General features: G+C 71.5%; 17 protein-coding genes. 6 read left to right on the top strand and 11 right to left on the bottom strand.

Translation table 11 applies throughout. The annotated features are described in order from the left end of the window. Nucleotides 1-14 precede the first annotated feature (14 nt). Together ssuE and ACZ7L4_RS25755 are read left to right on the top strand one after the other, a co-directional pair. Nucleotides 15-572: an NADPH-dependent FMN reductase gene (gene ssuE, locus ACZ7L4_RS25760; RefSeq protein ID WP_472106028.1), complete on the top strand. Its 558-nt coding sequence runs from the start codon at nucleotides 15-17 to the stop codon at nucleotides 570-572. A gap of 26 nt (nucleotides 573-598) precedes the next feature. Next, nucleotides 599-1417 carry an SAM-dependent methyltransferase gene (locus ACZ7L4_RS25755; RefSeq protein ID WP_472106026.1) on the top strand — a complete coding sequence of 273 codons (819 nt, stop codon included), beginning with the start codon at nucleotides 599-601 and terminating at the stop codon, nucleotides 1415-1417. Between the two features lie 6 nt (nucleotides 1418-1423). On the opposite strand, the gene ACZ7L4_RS25750 is transcribed toward ACZ7L4_RS25755, so the two are convergent. Genes ACZ7L4_RS25750 through ACZ7L4_RS25725 form a run of 6 tightly spaced genes read right to left on the bottom strand, consistent with a single transcriptional unit; the run spans nucleotide 1424 to nucleotide 7432 of the window. After that, the gene (locus ACZ7L4_RS25750; RefSeq protein ID WP_472106024.1) at nucleotides 1424-2419 is read right to left on the bottom strand and encodes an ABC transporter substrate-binding protein; all 996 of its coding nucleotides are present in this window, start codon (nucleotides 2417-2419) and stop codon (nucleotides 1424-1426) included. Then, nucleotides 2410-3207 carry an ABC transporter ATP-binding protein gene (locus ACZ7L4_RS25745; RefSeq protein ID WP_472106022.1) on the bottom strand — a complete coding sequence of 266 codons (798 nt, stop codon included), beginning with the start codon at nucleotides 3205-3207 and terminating at the stop codon, nucleotides 2410-2412. Before ACZ7L4_RS25745 ends, ACZ7L4_RS25750 begins: the two co-directional genes overlap by 10 nt. 1 nt (nucleotide 3208) lies before the next feature. Further along, nucleotides 3209-4258 carry a FecCD family ABC transporter permease gene (locus ACZ7L4_RS25740; protein ID WP_472106020.1) on the bottom strand — a complete coding sequence of 350 codons (1050 nt, stop codon included), beginning with the start codon at nucleotides 4256-4258 and terminating at the stop codon, nucleotides 3209-3211. Continuing rightward, the gene (locus ACZ7L4_RS25735) at nucleotides 4258-5523 is read right to left on the bottom strand and encodes an MFS transporter (RefSeq protein WP_472106018.1); all 1266 of its coding nucleotides are present in this window, start codon (nucleotides 5521-5523) and stop codon (nucleotides 4258-4260) included. Before ACZ7L4_RS25735 ends, ACZ7L4_RS25740 begins: the two co-directional genes overlap by 1 nt. Beyond that, nucleotides 5520-6341 carry a Rossmann-like domain-containing protein gene (locus tag ACZ7L4_RS25730; RefSeq protein WP_472106016.1) on the bottom strand — a complete coding sequence of 274 codons (822 nt, stop codon included), beginning with the start codon at nucleotides 6339-6341 and terminating at the stop codon, nucleotides 5520-5522. Before ACZ7L4_RS25730 ends, ACZ7L4_RS25735 begins: the two co-directional genes overlap by 4 nt. A 59-nt stretch (nucleotides 6342-6400) precedes the next feature. After that, on the bottom strand, nucleotides 6401-7432 hold the full coding sequence (locus ACZ7L4_RS25725) for a pyridoxal-phosphate dependent enzyme (RefSeq protein WP_472106014.1): 1032 nt from the start codon (nucleotides 7430-7432) through the stop codon (nucleotides 6401-6403). A 119-nt stretch (nucleotides 7433-7551) separates the two neighbouring features. On the opposite strand from ACZ7L4_RS25725, the gene ACZ7L4_RS25720 reads away from it, so the two are divergent. Next, nucleotides 7552-8544, top strand: coding sequence for a GHMP family kinase ATP-binding protein (locus ACZ7L4_RS25720; protein WP_472107341.1), 993 nt, complete (start codon nucleotides 7552-7554; stop codon nucleotides 8542-8544). Here the strand turns inward: ACZ7L4_RS25720 and ACZ7L4_RS25715 are convergent. The 5 genes from ACZ7L4_RS25715 to ACZ7L4_RS25695 are packed head-to-tail and all read right to left on the bottom strand — an operon-like array spanning nucleotide 8478 to nucleotide 11958. Next, on the bottom strand, nucleotides 8478-9308 hold the full coding sequence (locus tag ACZ7L4_RS25715) for a class I SAM-dependent methyltransferase (protein ID WP_472106012.1): 831 nt from the start codon (nucleotides 9306-9308) through the stop codon (nucleotides 8478-8480). The genes ACZ7L4_RS25720 and ACZ7L4_RS25715 overlap by 67 nt on opposite strands. A gap of 31 nt (nucleotides 9309-9339) precedes the next feature. Continuing rightward, the gene (locus tag ACZ7L4_RS25710; RefSeq protein WP_472106010.1) at nucleotides 9340-10209 is read right to left on the bottom strand and encodes an ABC transporter permease; all 870 of its coding nucleotides are present in this window, start codon (nucleotides 10207-10209) and stop codon (nucleotides 9340-9342) included. Then, on the bottom strand, nucleotides 10206-11129 hold the full coding sequence (locus tag ACZ7L4_RS25705; protein WP_472106008.1) for an ABC transporter ATP-binding protein: 924 nt from the start codon (nucleotides 11127-11129) through the stop codon (nucleotides 10206-10208). Before ACZ7L4_RS25705 ends, ACZ7L4_RS25710 begins: the two co-directional genes overlap by 4 nt. Beyond that, on the bottom strand, nucleotides 11126-11455 hold the full coding sequence (locus ACZ7L4_RS25700; protein WP_472106006.1) for a transcriptional regulator: 330 nt from the start codon (nucleotides 11453-11455) through the stop codon (nucleotides 11126-11128). Before ACZ7L4_RS25700 ends, ACZ7L4_RS25705 begins: the two co-directional genes overlap by 4 nt. Then, nucleotides 11452-11958 carry a hypothetical protein gene (locus ACZ7L4_RS25695; RefSeq protein WP_472106004.1) on the bottom strand — a complete coding sequence of 169 codons (507 nt, stop codon included), beginning with the start codon at nucleotides 11956-11958 and terminating at the stop codon, nucleotides 11452-11454. Before ACZ7L4_RS25695 ends, ACZ7L4_RS25700 begins: the two co-directional genes overlap by 4 nt. A gap of 151 nt (nucleotides 11959-12109) precedes the next feature. Between ACZ7L4_RS25695 and ACZ7L4_RS25690 the strand changes: the two genes are divergently transcribed. The 3 genes from ACZ7L4_RS25690 to ACZ7L4_RS25680 are packed head-to-tail and all read left to right on the top strand — an operon-like array spanning nucleotide 12110 to nucleotide 15649. Then, nucleotides 12110-12682, top strand: coding sequence for a helix-turn-helix domain-containing protein (locus tag ACZ7L4_RS25690; RefSeq protein WP_472106002.1), 573 nt, complete (start codon nucleotides 12110-12112; stop codon nucleotides 12680-12682). 31 nt (nucleotides 12683-12713) lie between these two features. Further along, nucleotides 12714-14153, top strand: coding sequence for an NAD(P)/FAD-dependent oxidoreductase (locus tag ACZ7L4_RS25685; RefSeq protein ID WP_472106000.1), 1440 nt, complete (start codon nucleotides 12714-12716; stop codon nucleotides 14151-14153). Then, nucleotides 14150-15649: a peptide MFS transporter gene (locus ACZ7L4_RS25680; protein WP_472105998.1), complete on the top strand. Its 1500-nt coding sequence runs from the start codon at nucleotides 14150-14152 to the stop codon at nucleotides 15647-15649. The genes ACZ7L4_RS25685 and ACZ7L4_RS25680 overlap by 4 nt, the downstream gene beginning before the upstream one ends. Nucleotides 15650-15657 lie beyond the last annotated feature (8 nt).

Raw genomic sequence — 15657 nt, 5'->3', positions numbered from 1 at the left:
CGAAAGGTCCCACCATGGCCACCATCCTTTCCGTGTCCGGCAGCCCCTCCGCCACGTCCCGCACCGCGCGACTCCTGGAGCATCTCGACGAACGGCTGCGCGGCCAGGGACACGAGGTGACCTCGCTGCAGGTGCGCACCCTGCCCGCGGACGCCCTGCTGGGCGCCCAGTTCGGCCACCCGGCGATCGTCGACGCCATCGCCCGGTTCGAGCGCGCCGACGGCATCGTCATCGGCACCCCCGTCTACAAGGCCGCCTACTCGGGCCTGCTGAAGTCGCTCCTCGACCTGCTGCCGCAGTACGCGCTCGCCGGAAAGACCGTGCTGCCCCTGGCCACGGGCGGCAGCACGGCACACGTCCTGGCCCTCGACTACGCCCTGCGCCCCGTCCTGAACTCGATGGGCCCGCACCACATCCTCCCCGGCTGGTTCACCCTCGACCGCGACGTCACGGTCGGCGAGAACGGGAAGGTGGCCGTCGCGCAGCCGGCCGCCGAGGCCCTCGCGGAGGTCACGGACCGGTTCTCCGCGGCGCTCGGTGGACGTACGGTGGCGCTGGCACAAGCAGGGTGATCAACACATGCTGGGAGACACATCTCGTGACCGACGCCGCGCAGCCCGACAACCCGCGTACCCGAATCGACACGAGCAGGCCGCACACCGCCCGGATCTGGAACTACTGGCTGGGCGGCAAGGACTTCTACCCCGTCGACGAGGCCGCGGGCGAGCAGATCCGCGCACTCCACCCGGGCATCGCAGACTACGCCCGTGCGGACCGCGCGTTCCTGGGCCGGGCCGTCGAGCACCTGACCCAGGACGTGGGCATACGCCAGTTCCTCGACATCGGCACCGGGCTGCCCACCGTCGACAACACCCATGAGGTGGCCCAGCGCATCGCCCCGGACGCCCGGGTCGTCTACGTCGACAACGACCCGATCGTCCTGCGCCACGCCCAGGCCCTGCTGAACAGCACGCCGGAGGGCCGCACCGAGTATCTGGACGCCGACCTGCGCGACGTCGACCAGATTCTCGAACAGGCAGCCAAGACCCTCGACATGAGCCGGCCGGTCGGGCTGATGCTGCTCGGCGTCGTCATCTTCGTCGCCGACGAGGAGGACCCGTACGGCTTCGTGCGGCGCCTCCTCGACGCGCTCCCCGTGGGCAGCCACCTCGTGCTCTCGCACACCATCACCAGTCCGGCCATGCCGGACGTCGACGAGGCGGTGGCCTTCTGGAACGCGAACGGCACACCACGGCTGAACCAGCGCACCCCGGAGCAGATCACCCGGTTCTTCGACGGTCTCCGGCTGCTGGAGCCGGGTGTCGTCTCCTGCACGCGCTGGCGTCCGAGGACGGGCGACCCCGCCGGCCTCGCGGAGGTCGCGATGTTCGGCGGGGTCGGGCGAAAGGTCGGATAGCCGGGCTCAGTTCGGCAGGTCGCGGAGGTACGTGCCGAACTTCTCCAGGCCGTCGATGTTGCGGGGCCCGGAGATGCCCTCGTTGTAGTCGAGGACGAAGAACCGGTCGTTCTTGACGGCGGGCAGCCCGCGCGTGTGCGGGGAGCGCTTCAGGAAGTCGATCTTCTCCTTGGCGGGCTTGTCGCCGTAGTCGAGGATCATGATCACCTCAGGCCGGGCCTCGGCGACGGACTCCCAGTTCACCTCGGTCCAGCGCTCGTCGAGGCCGGCGAAGACGTTCCGCCCTCCGGCCTTGGCGATGATCTCGTCGGGCGGTACCTGGTTGCCCGCCGTGAACGGCTTGTCGGTGCCGGAGTCGTAGAGGAACACCGGCACGTCCTTGCCCCGCGGCGCCTTCTCGGTGACGGCCGCCGCGCGCTTCTTGAGACCGGCGACGACCTGGTCGGCCTTCTTCTCCACGTGGAAGATCTCACCGAGCCGTTCGAGGTCCGTGTAGAGCGCCTCGAACGGGGCCGCTCTCTGCGGGTACTTGGGATAGTTGAAGCAGCTCTCGGTGTGCATGAAGCTCTGGATGTGGAGCTTGTCGAGGATCTCCGGGGTGATGCCCCGGTCGTCGGCGAAGCCCGAGCCCCAGCCCGCGACCACGAAGTCCGACTTGGCGTCCACGACGATCTCCTTGTTGAGGAGGTCGTCGCTGAGCATCCTGACCTTCTTGTACTCGGAGGCCCACGGCGACTCGCTGACCGGCGGGTTGGCCGGAGGCATCACGTAGCCGTGCACATGGTCGGTCAGGCCGAGCGCGAACAGCTTGTCCGCGCTGCCGGCCTCGTAGGCGACGGCACGCTGCGGAACGGTGTACTCGACCTTCTGCCCGCAGCGGTTGACGGTGGACTTCCGCGCCGCCTTGGGATCGTCGGAGGCGACATCGGCTCCGCACGCGGTGGTGACGAGCGCGGTGGCGGCGAGGGCGCAGCCGAGGACGGTGTGTCGGGTCACGGGCATGGCTGGGGGCTTCCTTCTGGGGCCGGGGTCAGGGTGTAGAGCAACTGCGGGTCGCCGGTCAGCGGGTGGGGCACGACGCTGGCGCCGACACCGAAGACGTCCTCGACGAGCTCCGGTGTGAGCACGTCCTTGGGCGTGCCGGAGGTGACCAGGCGTCCCCGGCTCAGGACGCCGAGGCGGTCGCAGGCCGCCGCGGCCAGGTTGAGGTCGTGCAGGACGACGAGGACGGTCAGGCCGGAGTCGCGCAGCAGGGAGAGCAGTTCGACCTGGTGGCGGATGTCCAGATGGTTCGTCGGCTCGTCGAGGACGAGAATCTCCGGTTCCTGGACGAGGGCGCGGGCCACGAGGACGCGCTGCCGCTCCCCGCCGGACAGGGTGAGGACGCCGCGCCGGGCGAGGTGGCCGATGCCGAGCCGGTCCATGGTCCGCTCGCACAACTCGCGTTCGTGTGAGCTGAGTTGCTGATTGCCCTTCAGGTGCGGGGTGCGGCCCAGGGCGACGACCTCGGAGACGGTGAAGTCGAGGTCGACGGTGCCGTCCTGGGTGAGCGCGGCGACGGCACGGGCGCCGGCCCGCATGGTGAGCCGGCTCAGGTCGTCGCCGCCGACACGGACCGTGCCCGCGGTGGGCCGCAACGCGCGGTACACACAGCGCAGGGCGGTGGACTTGCCGCTGCCGTTCGGACCGACCAGGCCCACGACCCGGCCGTCCGGGACGTGCAGGGACAGCTCGCGCACCAGGGTGGCGCCGTCGGTGACGACGGTCAGGCCGTCGAGCTCCAGATCCATCTCAACGCCCTCCGAACATATAGGACTTGCGGCGCATCAGCGTGATGAAGACGGGCACTCCGATGAGCGCGGTGATGACACCGAGCGGCAGCTCGCGCGGGGCGACCAGCGTGCGCGACGCCAGGTCGACCCAGACCATGAACACCGCTCCGGCGAGCGGGGCCACCGCGAGCACGAGCCGGTGGGAGGCACCCACGGCCATCCGCACGAGATGCGGCATGACCAGACCCACGAAGCTGATGGCACCGCTGACCGCCACCAGCACGCCGGTCACCAGGGACACCAGGAGCAGCAGCGCCTTGCGGTGCCGGTCCGGGCCGATGCCGAGGCTCCCGGCGGTCTCGTCGCCGAGCGCGAGCACATCGAGGGTGCGGCTGCTGCGGTGCAGGACGAGGGCGCCCAGCAGGACGGCCGCCGCGACGACCGGCAGCACACCCCACGTCGCGGCGCCGAAGCTGCCCATCGTCCAGTACAGGACCGTCGACGTGGCCTCGCTGTCCGGCGCCAGATAGACGATGACGCTCATCACCGCCTGGAAACCGAGCGCCATCGCGACACCGGTCAGCACGAGCCGCAGCGGCGACAGCACGCCCCGCCGTGACGCGGCGGCGTACACCAGGACCGACGCGGCCACGGCGCCGAGGAAGGCCCCCGCCGACATCGCGTAGATACCGAGCGCGGCGAGCGCGCCGCTGACCTTGACGGCGACCGCGCCCACGGAGGCCCCCGAGGAGACCCCCAGGACGAACGGGTCGGCGAGCGCGTTGCGCACCAGCGCCTGAATGGCCACACCGACGGCGCTCAGACCGGCCCCGACGAGCGCGGCCAGCAGCACGCGCGGGGTGCGGATCTGCCAGACGATCTGGTACGTGCTCTCCTCCGCGGCCACGATCCGCCCGCCGCTCAGCGCGGCCCACAGATAGCGCCCGGTCTCGCCGGGCGTCACCGTCGCCGGGCCGAGCCCGATGGCGACGACGACGGACACGACGAGCACCCCGAACAGGGCGACGCAGACGAGCAACAGTCCGCTACGGGACTCGAGTCGACGCATCACGCCTCGTCCTTGACGGGACCGCGCCGCAGCACGAGCCACGCCGCGCCGAGCGCGACGGCGAGCAGCGCCCCGAACGCGGCGGCGATCCCCGGATACCCGGCCACCGCGAGCCCGGCCCCGCCGAGGGCGGCACCGGCGAACACACCGAGGCTCTGCCCCGCGGAGTTGAGGCTGAGCGCGGTGCCGCGCAGCGGACCGCAGCGCCGCACCAGCAGGCTGACGGCGCAGGCCGCCACCACCGCGTGCGCGGCGGCGTGCAGCGACGTGAGCGCCAGGGCGAGCGGCAGCCAGTGCGTGAACCAGAACCCGACGGCGCTGACCAGCGCGACCGCCACACCGAGAGCCAGGAGCCGCTCGGTCGCCACACGGGAGTTCTCCGCGTTGGTGACCCGCCCGGTGAGCAGATTGCTCACGAAGAACGAGGCACCGCTCAGCGTCCACACCAGGGAGAAGACCTCGGGGTGCAGGTCGAACCGGTCGTCGTAGTACGCCGCCAAGTAGGCGAGATAGCCCATGAACACGGAGGTGCGCAGCACCGACACCAGCAGCAGGGGCACCGCGCCGGGCACGGCGGCCAGCAACCTGAACGAGGCGAAGTAGCCGGGCCGTCGCTCCTCGGTGTCCTGCGTGGTCCGCGCCGAACCGTCGGCCCGGCCGCGGACCAGCAGCGCGCCGGCGAGCAGCACGGAGAGGCAGGCGACCGCGACGAGGTCGCCCTGCCAGCCCCACAGCATCGCGGGCAGCGCGATGAGCGGGGCGGCCAGCATGGCCGTCATCGATGTGGTGGCGGAGACGAGCGTGGCGGCCCGACCCGCCGCCCTGCCGTCGCCGAACCGGTCGGCGGCGGCAGCGGCGAGCGCCGGGTTGAGGACGGCGGTGGCGGCCCCGGTCAGCAGACAGAAGGCGGCCACCAGGAGGAAGTCCCCGCTCGCGCCGAGCGCCGCGGCGACGCCGAGCAGGGCGAGCCCCGCGGCCGCGGCCCGGGCCCTGGGCACCCGGTCGATCAGCGGGGCCAGGGCCATGCCCACGGCGAGCGCGGCGACACCGCCGAGCCCGCGCAGCCCGCCCACGGTGGCGACGTCCCGGCCGGCCCCGTCGGCGATGGGCACCAGGTACGTACTGAAGACGGTGAAGGGCAGCAGGCCGACCGCGGAGGCGAGCAGCAGCGGCCACAGCGCCCGCGTCATGGCCAGGTCGCCGGGGATCGGATCGTTGGGCGAGCGGTCGTGCGCCGCGACGGAGTTGGAGGTGTCGGCGCTCACGTGGCGGCCCCGGCGCGGTACCGGTACATCGGCGTCTCGTCCGCGCTGAACTGTGAGAACGTGAACGGCTCCGCGTTCAGCGCGGTGACCCCCGAGCCCAGGAACGCACGGGCCACGGCGCTCCCGCTCTGCGCGTACATCACCAGCGGGACCCCCTGGTCGCGGCAGTGCCCGAGGATGAGGTCGAAGGTGCCGTTGCTGAGCGTCATGCCGGTGGCGACCACCGCGTCGGCCTTCTCCAGGACCTCGGTCATGTCGTCGGTGACGGGGTCGCCCCACTGCGTGGTCTGCAGGTTGAGGTCACAGGGCAGACACTCGCCGCCGCGCTCGCGGATCGCCGCGACCAGGGGATTGACGACCCCGATCAGCGCCACCTTCGCGCCCGGTTCGATGTCGAGGAGCCCGGCGATGGCCGCGTCGCGCGCCTGCGCCCTGACCTCGGGCGTCCCCGCGGGCAGCACGACGGTCTCGGCCTTCGCCTCCCGGTGCGGCGCGGTCACCGCGAGATACGCGTCGAGCGCGGCGATCCGCACCGGTGTGGACTCGCTGCGGAGCAGGGTGCCGAGGGAGTGACCGGAGGCGTTCTCGCAGAAGTCCGGCGTCAGTTCGCCCGCTTCGAAGGAGCACGCGCCGAAGGCGGCGCCGGCCCGTAGCAGCAGGTAGTGGTTGTGGTACGTCACGGGCCCGCCGGCGAGGCGGGTCGTGTGGTAGAGCCAGAAGGCGCTGGTGACGTTCGTGCCGTCGGGGTCGGGGCCCATGGCTCCGGCCAGTACGGCATCGGTCAGTTCGGCCACCGTGTGCGGCGCCTGGTGAGACATGTCGGTTCTCTCTGATGGGTTCTGGTGGGTGTTCGGTGGGTGGTTCAGCGGCAGATGTGTCAGGCGGCCGCGGAGCCCGCGCCGCGCAGGTCGGCAGGCGCCGGAACCCGGGGCCAGGACATCGCCGACCACGGCAGGCTCAGCTCGTCGAGCGAGCCGATCTCGCGGGGCGCGAGCTCACTCAACGGGCGGGCCCGGCGGTGCTCGGCGTAGGCGCCCTCGACGTACCGGTGACCGGTGTCGGCGGCGATGAAGACGTGACTGGCCGCCCCGACCTGCCGTTCGCGCTCCCAGCGGGCGGCCAGGTACGCGGCGCCCGCGGAGAGCCCGGCGAAGATGCCGCTCGTCCGCAGCAGGTCGACCGCGCCGGACAGGGCGGAGTCGAAGTCGATCCAGTGGACGCGGTCGTAGAGCGCGTGCCGGACGTTGCGGAACTCGATGGCGCTGCCGATCCCGGCGATGATCATGTCAGGGTCCGAGACATGCTCCGAGCCGAACGTGACACTGCCGAAGGGCTGCACGCCGACCAGGTGTACCTCGCGCCCCGCTTCCCGCAGGTAGGTGGCCAGGGCGCCGGTGGACGCGCCGGATCCGACACCGCCGGTCAACGCCACGGGACCGGCGGGCAGTTCCTTGTCGAGCCTGGTGGCCACGTCGCGGTAGCCGTAGTAGTGGATCTCGTCGTGGTACTGGCGCATCCAGTGGAACGAGGGGTTGGCGTCGAGGATCTCCCCGACGCGGCGCACGCGCAGCTCCTGGTCGAGGCGGAGGTTCTGCGAGGGCCGTACCTGTTCGAGGGTCGCGCCCAGGATCTCCAACTGGACGCGCAGCGTGCGGTCCACGGTCGTCGAGCCGACGATGTGACACTTCAGCCCGTAGCGGTGACACGCGAGGGCCAGCGCATGGGCGTAGATGCCGCTGGAGCTGTCGATGAGTGTGTCGCCCGGCTCGATCCTCCCCTGCTCGAGGAGGTGGCGCACCGCGCCGAGCGCCGAGTAGATCTTCATGGACTCGAAGCGCAGACACGTGAAGTCCCGCTCCAGCCCTATGAGATGGGGCTCCTTGACCGCTTCCGCTATGTGTTCGTCCACAGTGAACCCTTCCCCTGGCTCTGCTTCGACAGGGGAGAGAGAAGCATTAAACGAAAACGATTGTCAATTGCGATAGTGTGACGTCCGTGAGTCCAGGGGAGAGGAACTGCGTGAAGTCGATCGATGAAGCAGGGGAGCGGTCACAGCTCTCCGTCCTGCCGGGCGCGGTGGGTGCCGGGACCGCGTTCGGAACCTTCGGGGAGCTGCTCCAGGGGCAACTGCCCGAAGCCGACGGCGACTTCCTCGTCACCCTGCCGGTGGCCCGCTGGACCCGGGTCGTCTTCCGCCCGGACCCGCGCCGCGCGGAGCCGCAGGTCCGGCCGGCGCACAAGACGAAGGCGCTGCGGCTGGTGCGGATGATCTGCGCGGACGCGGGACTCCCCGCGGGCGGGCAGCTCACCGTCCGCAGCGCGATCCCCGAGGGCAAGGGCCTGGCCAGCTCGTCGGCCGACCTCGTCGCGACGGCGCGGGCGGTGGGGCGGGCGCTGGGCCTCCCGATGCCGCCGCGCCGGATCGAGCGCTACCTGGCCCGTATCGAACCCACCGACGGGGTGCTGTACCCCGCGATCGTGGCCTATCACCACCGTACGGTGCGGCTGCGCGCCACGCTGGGGTCGCTGCCGCGGATGACCGTGGTGGGGGTCGACGAGGGCGGGGTCGTCGACACCGTGGACTTCAACCGGGCCCCGAAACCGTTCACGGCCGCGGACCGGGGCGCGTACGCGAGCCTCCTCGACCGGCTCACCACGGCGGTGCGGCAGGGCGACCTGGAGACGGTCGGTGACATCGCGACCCGCAGCGCGCTCCGCAATCAGGCGGTGAGTCCCAAGCGGTGGCTGGAGCCGATGCGGGACATCTGCCGCGACGTGGGCGGCCTCGGCGTCGTGGTCGGCCACAGCGGCACGACGCTGGGCATCCTGCTCGACGCCCGCGACCCCGCCTGCCCGCACCGCACGACGGCGGCGTCCCGGGCCTGTACGGAACTGGCCGGCGCCGCCACGCTCTACCGGACACTCAGCTTCTGCCGCGACGGGGGCGCCGTGCCTCAGGCCACCGTGGCACGCACCAGGTGGCCCGACCCCACCGAGTCCGTCACGGTCCTGTCCAGGTAGTGCGACAGGACCTCGGCTGCGGACCGGTCCTCGACCGCGGAGAAACCGGCGCCGATCAGCGCGGCACGCAACTCGTCGGCCGTGAACGCGGACAGCCACGGCTCACCGGCGGCCGCGACGCGCTTGGATCGCTCGTCCAGGGCCGCGGCCGCCGCACCGGCCACGGGGTGGAGGTAGTCCATCACCAGGACCGCGCCGCCGCCCTGCCCGGCCAGGAAGCGCCAGGTGGCGGTCAGCGAGGGCAGCGTCAGATACGCCGCGACGCCCAGCATGACGAACGTCGTCGCACGCGCCCGGTCGAAGCCCGCGGAGGCCAGCCCATCGGCGAGCGTCGCGGACTCGAAGTCGACCGGGACGAACGTCAGGGTGTCCGGCACCGCGATCCCGGCCTCGGTCAGCCGGTGCCGCTTCCAGCTCTGCGTATCGGGGTGATCGACCTCGAAGAACCGTACGTCGGGGCGGGTGTTGCGCAGGGCGGACGTGTCGAGCCCCGCGCCGAGGACCACCACCTGCCGACACCCCGAGGCGACGGCATCGGACACCGTGTCGTCGGCGAACCGGCTGCGCGCGGCGATCCACAGTCGCCGCCTGCGCAAGAAGTCCGGATCGAGCCCCTCGTCGAACTCCCCCTCGCCCAGGGCCGCTTCCCCCACGACACGGACGGCGAACGGGTCGGTGAACACCCGCGGCTCGTCGACCATCTGATGCTGCGCCCTGGCCCGCGCGACGGCGGTGGCGGTCCTGCTCGGCTTTCCGGTCTCCATGGCCGCCACCCTAGCCCCGCCGCGGCAGGTCCTAACTCTGGAGAGCCGCCCTGCGATGCCGCTCCGACAGCCGGGAGCCCGATTCGCGGCGGGCGGCGCGGCGCAGCAGGGGGATCGCGAGGAGGAAGCCGAGGACGGCCCAGGCGGTCAGGACCAGGGCGACCATGGGAAGCTCCCAGGAACCGGCCGGCTCGGCGGCGCGCGCCGCATCGGGCAGCAGCGCCGAACGCAGGCCCTGCGCCATCCACTTGAGCGGGAACACCGAGGCCACCTGTTGTACGGGAACGGGCAGCACGGTGATCGGGAACACCGCCCCGGAGGTGATCAGGAGGCCCATCACCGGCAGCATGATCAGTGCCAGCGCCTCGCGGGGGTTCGGCAGCACCGCGCCGATGGCGGCGCCGAGCGGCACGACGGCCAGCAGCCCGAGCGTCGTGACCCACGCCAGCGTCAGCCAGCCACCAGGACCCTGCGGCACAGGACCGTCGGCCAGCAGCGCGGCGGACGCCAGGAGCAACGCCAGGGTGGCGACCGAAACGGCCACGATCAGCAGACACTTGGCGACCAGGTACGCCGGAATCCCGCCGGGCGTGGCCCGCAGCCGCAGCAACGCACCCTCTTCCCGCTCCGTCACGAGGATCTGCGGGAGCGTGACGAGACCGACCTGGAAGAGGAGGTACGCGGCGAATCCCGCCACCACCAGGTGAGCCATGGGCGTGTCGGTGCCCGGCACGTCGCTGCTGATGTAGGCGGCGACGATCAGCGCGACGACCACGTTGGTCACGTGTCCGGACAGCTCCTTGCCGTTGCGCGCCAGGTGCCGCAGCTCGATACCGCCGCGCTGGAGCCCGGCACGCCAACTGGTCGCCAGGGGAGACCTCTTGGGTGATGTTGTTCTCATGCGGCCCGTGCCTCCTCGTCCCCGTCCGGCTCCGCGCCGATGTCCGTGCCGTCGGCCGCCAGGTTCACCATGTGCAGATACGTGTCCTCGAGCGTCGGCCGCCGGACCTCCAGATCGGCGATCGGTCCCGACGCGTGCCGGTGCAGGTCCCAGACGAGCTGCGAGGGATCCGCCGTGCGCTCGCGGCGTGGTGTGCCGTCGTCGGACGTCCAGCGGACCTCGGCGCGTGCGGCCGCCCGCCGGGCCAGTTCCGCGGGTGTGCCGCAGGCCCGGATCCGGCCGCCGACCAGCATGGCGATCCGGTCGGCCAGCCGCTCGGCCTCCGCGAGATCGTGCGTGGTCAGCAGGACGGTGACCCCCTCGTCGCGGGCCAGACGCTCGACCAGGGCATGGAACTCGTATCGCGCTTCAGGGTCGAAACCGGTCGTCGGTTCGTCCAGGAAGAGGAGTTCGGGCCGGCCGACGATGCCGAGCGCCACGTCGAGGCGCCGACGCTGGCCGCCGGACAGCCGGGACACCTGACGGTCTGCCTGCTCGGTGAGGCCGACCAGGGCCAGCAGCTCGGCCGGGTCGCGCGGGTCCGGGTAGTACGTGGCGAAGTGCCGCAGCAGCTCGCCGACCCGCCAGCGGCCGTGGTCGCGCCACGACTGCAGGACGAGCCCGATGCGGGCCCGCCACGCGTCGTCGCCGTGCTCCGGGTCCGTGCCGAGCACGCTCACGTCCCCCGCGGAACGGCGCCGGAAGCCCTCCAGGACCTCGACCGTGGTCGTCTTCCCCGCCCCGTTGGGGCCGAGCAGCGCGAAGACCTCGCCGCGCCGGATGTCCAGGTCCACGCCGTGCAGGACGTCGATGTCGCCGTACGTCATCGTGATGTCGCGGGCGCGGACGACGGTGTGTCCTGGTGTGTGCTCCGCGGTCATCGCTCCGCCCCCGTGGACATGGTGACCGCCGAACCGGCGCCCTCGACGATCGCCCGCAGGGCCGAGACATGTCCCTCGAAGGCCGTCCGCCCGCGGTCGGTCAGCCGCACGCGGGTGCGCCGGTTGCGGCCACCGCCCTCCTTGCGGAGCTCCAGGTAACCCGCCTCCTCAAGGGTGTGCAGCTGCTTGGAGAGCGCGGAGTCGCTGAGCGAGAGGCTGTCGCGGACGAAGGAGAACTCCGCCCACTCCGTCGCGGCGAGCAGGGACACCACCGAAAGGCGGGTGGCGGGATGGATCAGCTCGTCGAAGCCCGCGGGAACGCTCATCGGCCCGCCCCCATGTCCGTCGCCCGCGCCTCGTGAACCCGCGCGGACCTGGCGGCCCAGCGGCTCGTCGGCCCCACGAACAGCACGAACACCGCCGCCGACACCGTGGCCTGGATCAGGCTGCCGGTCAGCGGCTCCAGCGAGTCGACCAGGCGTCCGGAGACCAGGACCGTCGCACCGGTCACCACCGCGCCCGCCACGAACGTGGCGAACATCCGGGATGTGCAGCGGGTGTGGTGCAGACGCACCCGGCTGCGCCGCTGATGGCGCACGGCGAGCCCGCCCAGCACCACGACGTACGCCGCCATGACCAGGCCCACGCCCCACCCGGGCAGCTCGAGGCCCAGGCCGGCCAGGAACAGCCACATGATCACGGCCGTGCCCCAGGGGCTGCCCGAGCCGGCCGCCGCCGACCGCTCCACCTCGTCGTACACCCGCTCCTGCGGCACGCGGATGCGCTGCAGGTCTCTCCATGCCTGTTCGGCGTCCACCGGTGTGCTCACGTGTCTCGCCCTCCCGTCCACGCTCGACTTTCCCAGGAGGAAAGTTACGCATGACTTTCCCAGTGGGCAAGTAAACGGCCGTGCAGTAAAGAAAAAATTGATGGCAGCACAACCCATTGTTGTACCGGAAAAGGCTTGTTAGGTTCCGGCCATGGCGAACGATCACTCCGGCCCCCCGGCCGAGGTCGGCGCACGGCTGCGCCGTCGGCGGAAGGCACTGCATCTCACCCTGAAGGAAGTGGCCGAGCGGACGGGCCTCACCGAGGGGTACCTCTCGCAGGTCGAGCGCGATCAGGCGAACGCGAGCGTGCGCACGCTCCAACGGCTGTGCGAGGTACTGAAACTGACGGTGGGTGACCTGTTCGACCAGGCCGGAAGTGCGTCCGGGCCCGTCCTGCGGTTCCGTGACACCCACGGGATGGCGTTCGGCGAGGGTGCCACGAAGATCAAGCTCACGCCCGGGGCCTTCGACCACCTCGAAGTCCTCCTCGGCCACTTCGCGGCCGGTGGCTCCACGGGCGTCGAGCCCTACACCCACGGCAGTTCCGAGGAGTTGCTGCTCGTCCTGACCGGCGAGGTCGACGTGTGGGTGCGCGGCCAGCACCATCGGCTCTCCGCCCTCGACTCCATCCACTACCGCAGCAGCGACCCCCACCGCGTCGCCGAGGCCACGGGCACGGACGAGGCCAGGGTCCTGTGGGCGATGGCGCCACCCACCTACTGAGAGCGCCCGACAGCGTACGAAGGAGCCACCCGTGAAACCCGCGACCGCCCACCGCAACGGCGAGATATCGCACTGGATGAAGGCGTCCCGCATCGCGGGCACCCCTCCTGAACGCAATCAGCAACTGCCGGCAGCCACGCAGGACTTCGTCATCGTCGGCGGCGGGCTCACCGGCCTCTGGGCCGCGTACCACGCCGCCCTGCGGAACCCCACCGCGAAGATCACCGTCCTCGAGGCCGAAGAGGTCGGCTACGGCGCCTCGGGCCGCAACGGCGGCTGGCTCTCCCCGCTCATCCCCGGCAACCGCGCCGTCTACGCGAAGGCCGCACGCAAGCGGGGCCGGGACGGCGCCGCCGCCGTCGCCGACTTCCAGCGCGCGATGGACGGCGCCGTCGACGACGTCCTGCGCGTCCTCGACGACGAGGGCATCAGGGCGGACCAGCACCGCGGCGGACACCTGCGCGTCGCCACCACCCCCGCCGCGATGAAGCGCCTCGAACGCACCCACGCCGCCGACCTCGCGAGCGGCTACCGCGCCGACGACCTCGAACTCCTCGACGCCGAAGCCGTCAAGAAGCGCATCGCCATCGGCCCCGCGCTCGGCGGACTGCACACCCGCACCACGGCGCGCGTCGACCCCGCCAAGCTCGTCCACGGACTCGCCGACGTCGTGACCGCCAAGGGCGTACGCATCCTGGAACACACCCGCGCCACCCGCATCGCGCCCGGAGCCGTCACCACGCCACGCGGCACCGTGCGCGCCACGACCGTCCTGACGTGCCTGGAAGCGTATTCCGGACAGGTCGACAGCGATGTCCCCGCGCTCGGCGCCCGCGAGGTCATCCCGGTCAACTCCTCGATGATCGTGACCAATCGGCTCCCCGACGACGTGTGGGAGCGGATCGGCTGGCAGGGGCGGGAGTGCCTGGGCGACGCCGCCCACACCTTCGTCTACGCCCAGCGCACCGAGGACGGCCGCATCGCCATCGGCGGCCGCGGCACGCCCTACGCGTTCAACTCCGGCACACCCGGAGAGGGCCGCGTGGACGCCCGCACGGTGCGCACCCTGAGCGAGCGGATCCGGCTCTTCTTCCCCGACGTGCGGTTCACCGTCGACCACGCCTGGCGCGGCGCGATCGGTGTCACCCGCGACTGGTGTGCCGGTGTCACCTTCGACCCGGCCACCCGCATCGGTGTCGTCCGCGGCTTCGCCGGGCACGGTGTCACGGCCACCCAGCTCGCCGCCCGCACCCTCCTGGACCGCGCCGAGGGGCGGGACACCGACCTGACGCGGCTGCCGTGGAACGACCACGACTCGGGCCGCTGGGAACCCGAACCGCTGCGCTGGATCGGCGTCCACGCGATGTACCGGCTGTTCGGCGTCGCCGACCGCTGGGAGGAGAAGCGGCACTCCCACAGCACCTCGCTCATCGCCCGTGTCGGTTCGAGATTGGCAGGACTCAGCGAATGACCGGAACGCCCGCCCCGCACACGGCGGTTCACCAGGACACCCACCAGGAGCCGGGCGAGACGCCCACCCTGCGGCGCGGCCTGTGGAGCATGGCCTTCACCGAACTGTGGGAACGCTATTCGTTCTACGGCCTGCAGGGCATCCTCTCCTTCTACCTGCTGTACAAGGTGGCCGACGGCGGCCTCGCGCTCGACCCGGCCGTCGCCTCCGGCATCGTCGGCGCGTACGGCGGCGCGGTGTACCTCTCGCAGATCCTCGGCTCCTGGCTGGGCGACCGGCTCGTCAGCCCGCGGAACATGGTGCTGTACGGAGCCGTGGTCATCACCGCGGGACACGTGGTGCTCGCGTTCGCGCCTGGCCTCACCGGGCTCGCCACCGGTCTGGTGTGCATCGTGCTCGGCACCGGTGCCCTGAAGACGAACATCACCTCGATCGTGGGCTTCGTCCTCGACCAGCACCCCGACGAGCGCTACCGCGACGCCGGATTCACGTACTTCTACATGGCCATCAACATCGGCGCGGTGGTCGGCCCGCTCACCACGGGTCTCGCGCAGAACGAGCTCGGTTTCCACTACGGCTTCGGACTCGCGGCGATCGGGATGGCCGGCGCCCTTGTCCAGTACCTCGTGTCGATGAAGCACCTGCCCGCGCGGGCCCACACCGTCAACAACCCGCTCCCTGCGGGCCGTCGGCCGCTGGCCGCGCTCGTGGCGGTCGGCTTCCTGGCGGTGGTCGCCGGCGCGGTCGGCGCCGGGCTGCTGCGGGCGGAGAACCTCTCCACGGTGGTGACGGTGTCCGCGCTCGTGGCCGCCGCGGTCTACTTCCTGACCATGACCACCTCGAAGACGGTCAGCCGCGACGAGCGCCGCCGCGTGCTCGGCTATCTGCCGTTGTTCCTGGCCTCCGGGATCTACTTCGGCTTCCTCTTCCAGAAGTTCACCGCGATCTCGATCCTCATCACGGAACGCATCGACCTGCACATCGGCGGCTGGACCTTCCCCGTCGCCTGGATCACCACGGTCAGCCCGCTGGCGGCCGTGCTCATCACGCCGCTGATCGCGCGCCTGTGGACCAGGATGGGCGACCGCCAGCCCGGACCGGTGACCAAGGTCGCCATCGGTCTGACCCAGATCGGCTGCGCCTACCTGTTCCTGCTGATCCTGTCCGAGGCCACGGGGAACGCGGAGATCCCGCTGTTGCTCATCCTCGTGTTCATGGCGGCGGCCGGTTCCTCGGAGGTCTTCGTCGGCCCCATCGGGCTCTCCCTCGCCACCCGTATCGGCCCGTCGACCTTCCGCTCCCAGATGGTCGGCCTCAACTTCCTCACGCTCGCCCTGGGGTCCTCGCTCGCGGGCCTGCTCGGCCAACTGTTCACCGCGATCGACAACGCCTCGTACTTCACCATCACGGCCGTGTGCGGCATCGGGCTCGGCCTCGCGCTGATCGCCGCCCGCAAGCCGCTGGGACGGCTGCTGAACGCGGGTCTGGAGGGCTGAGCGGGGCG

Source organism: Streptomyces sp. NPDC107575 (genome assembly GCF_055657265.1).
This window is presented reverse-complemented; position numbering and strand designations above follow the sequence as displayed.

What these genes read in the sequence shown, in the direction of transcription:
- ACZ7L4_RS25705 (WP_472106008.1), bottom strand. Translation starts at nt 11,129, where the DNA reads ATGACCGCGGAGCACACACCAGGACACACCGTCGTCCGCGCCCGCGAC.
- ACZ7L4_RS25740 (WP_472106020.1), bottom strand. Translation starts at nt 4,258, where the DNA reads ATGCGTCGACTCGAGTCCCGTAGCGGACTGTTGCTCGTCTGCGTCGCC.
- ACZ7L4_RS25730 (WP_472106016.1), bottom strand. Translation starts at nt 6,341, where the DNA reads ATGTCTCACCAGGCGCCGCACACGGTGGCCGAACTGACCGATGCCGTA.
- ACZ7L4_RS25710 (WP_472106010.1), bottom strand. Translation starts at nt 10,209, where the DNA reads ATGAGAACAACATCACCCAAGAGGTCTCCCCTGGCGACCAGTTGGCGT.
- ACZ7L4_RS25750 (WP_472106024.1), bottom strand. Translation starts at nt 2,419, where the DNA reads ATGCCCGTGACCCGACACACCGTCCTCGGCTGCGCCCTCGCCGCCACC.
- ACZ7L4_RS25745 (WP_472106022.1), bottom strand. Translation starts at nt 3,207, where the DNA reads ATGGATCTGGAGCTCGACGGCCTGACCGTCGTCACCGACGGCGCCACC.
- ssuE (WP_472106028.1), top strand. Translation starts at nt 15, where the DNA reads ATGGCCACCATCCTTTCCGTGTCCGGCAGCCCCTCCGCCACGTCCCGC.
- ACZ7L4_RS25690 (WP_472106002.1), top strand. Translation starts at nt 12,110, where the DNA reads ATGGCGAACGATCACTCCGGCCCCCCGGCCGAGGTCGGCGCACGGCTG.
- ACZ7L4_RS25715 (WP_472106012.1), bottom strand. Translation starts at nt 9,308, where the DNA reads ATGGAGACCGGAAAGCCGAGCAGGACCGCCACCGCCGTCGCGCGGGCC.
- ACZ7L4_RS25700 (WP_472106006.1), bottom strand. Translation starts at nt 11,455, where the DNA reads ATGAGCGTTCCCGCGGGCTTCGACGAGCTGATCCATCCCGCCACCCGC.
- ACZ7L4_RS25680 (WP_472105998.1), top strand. Translation starts at nt 14,150, where the DNA reads ATGACCGGAACGCCCGCCCCGCACACGGCGGTTCACCAGGACACCCAC.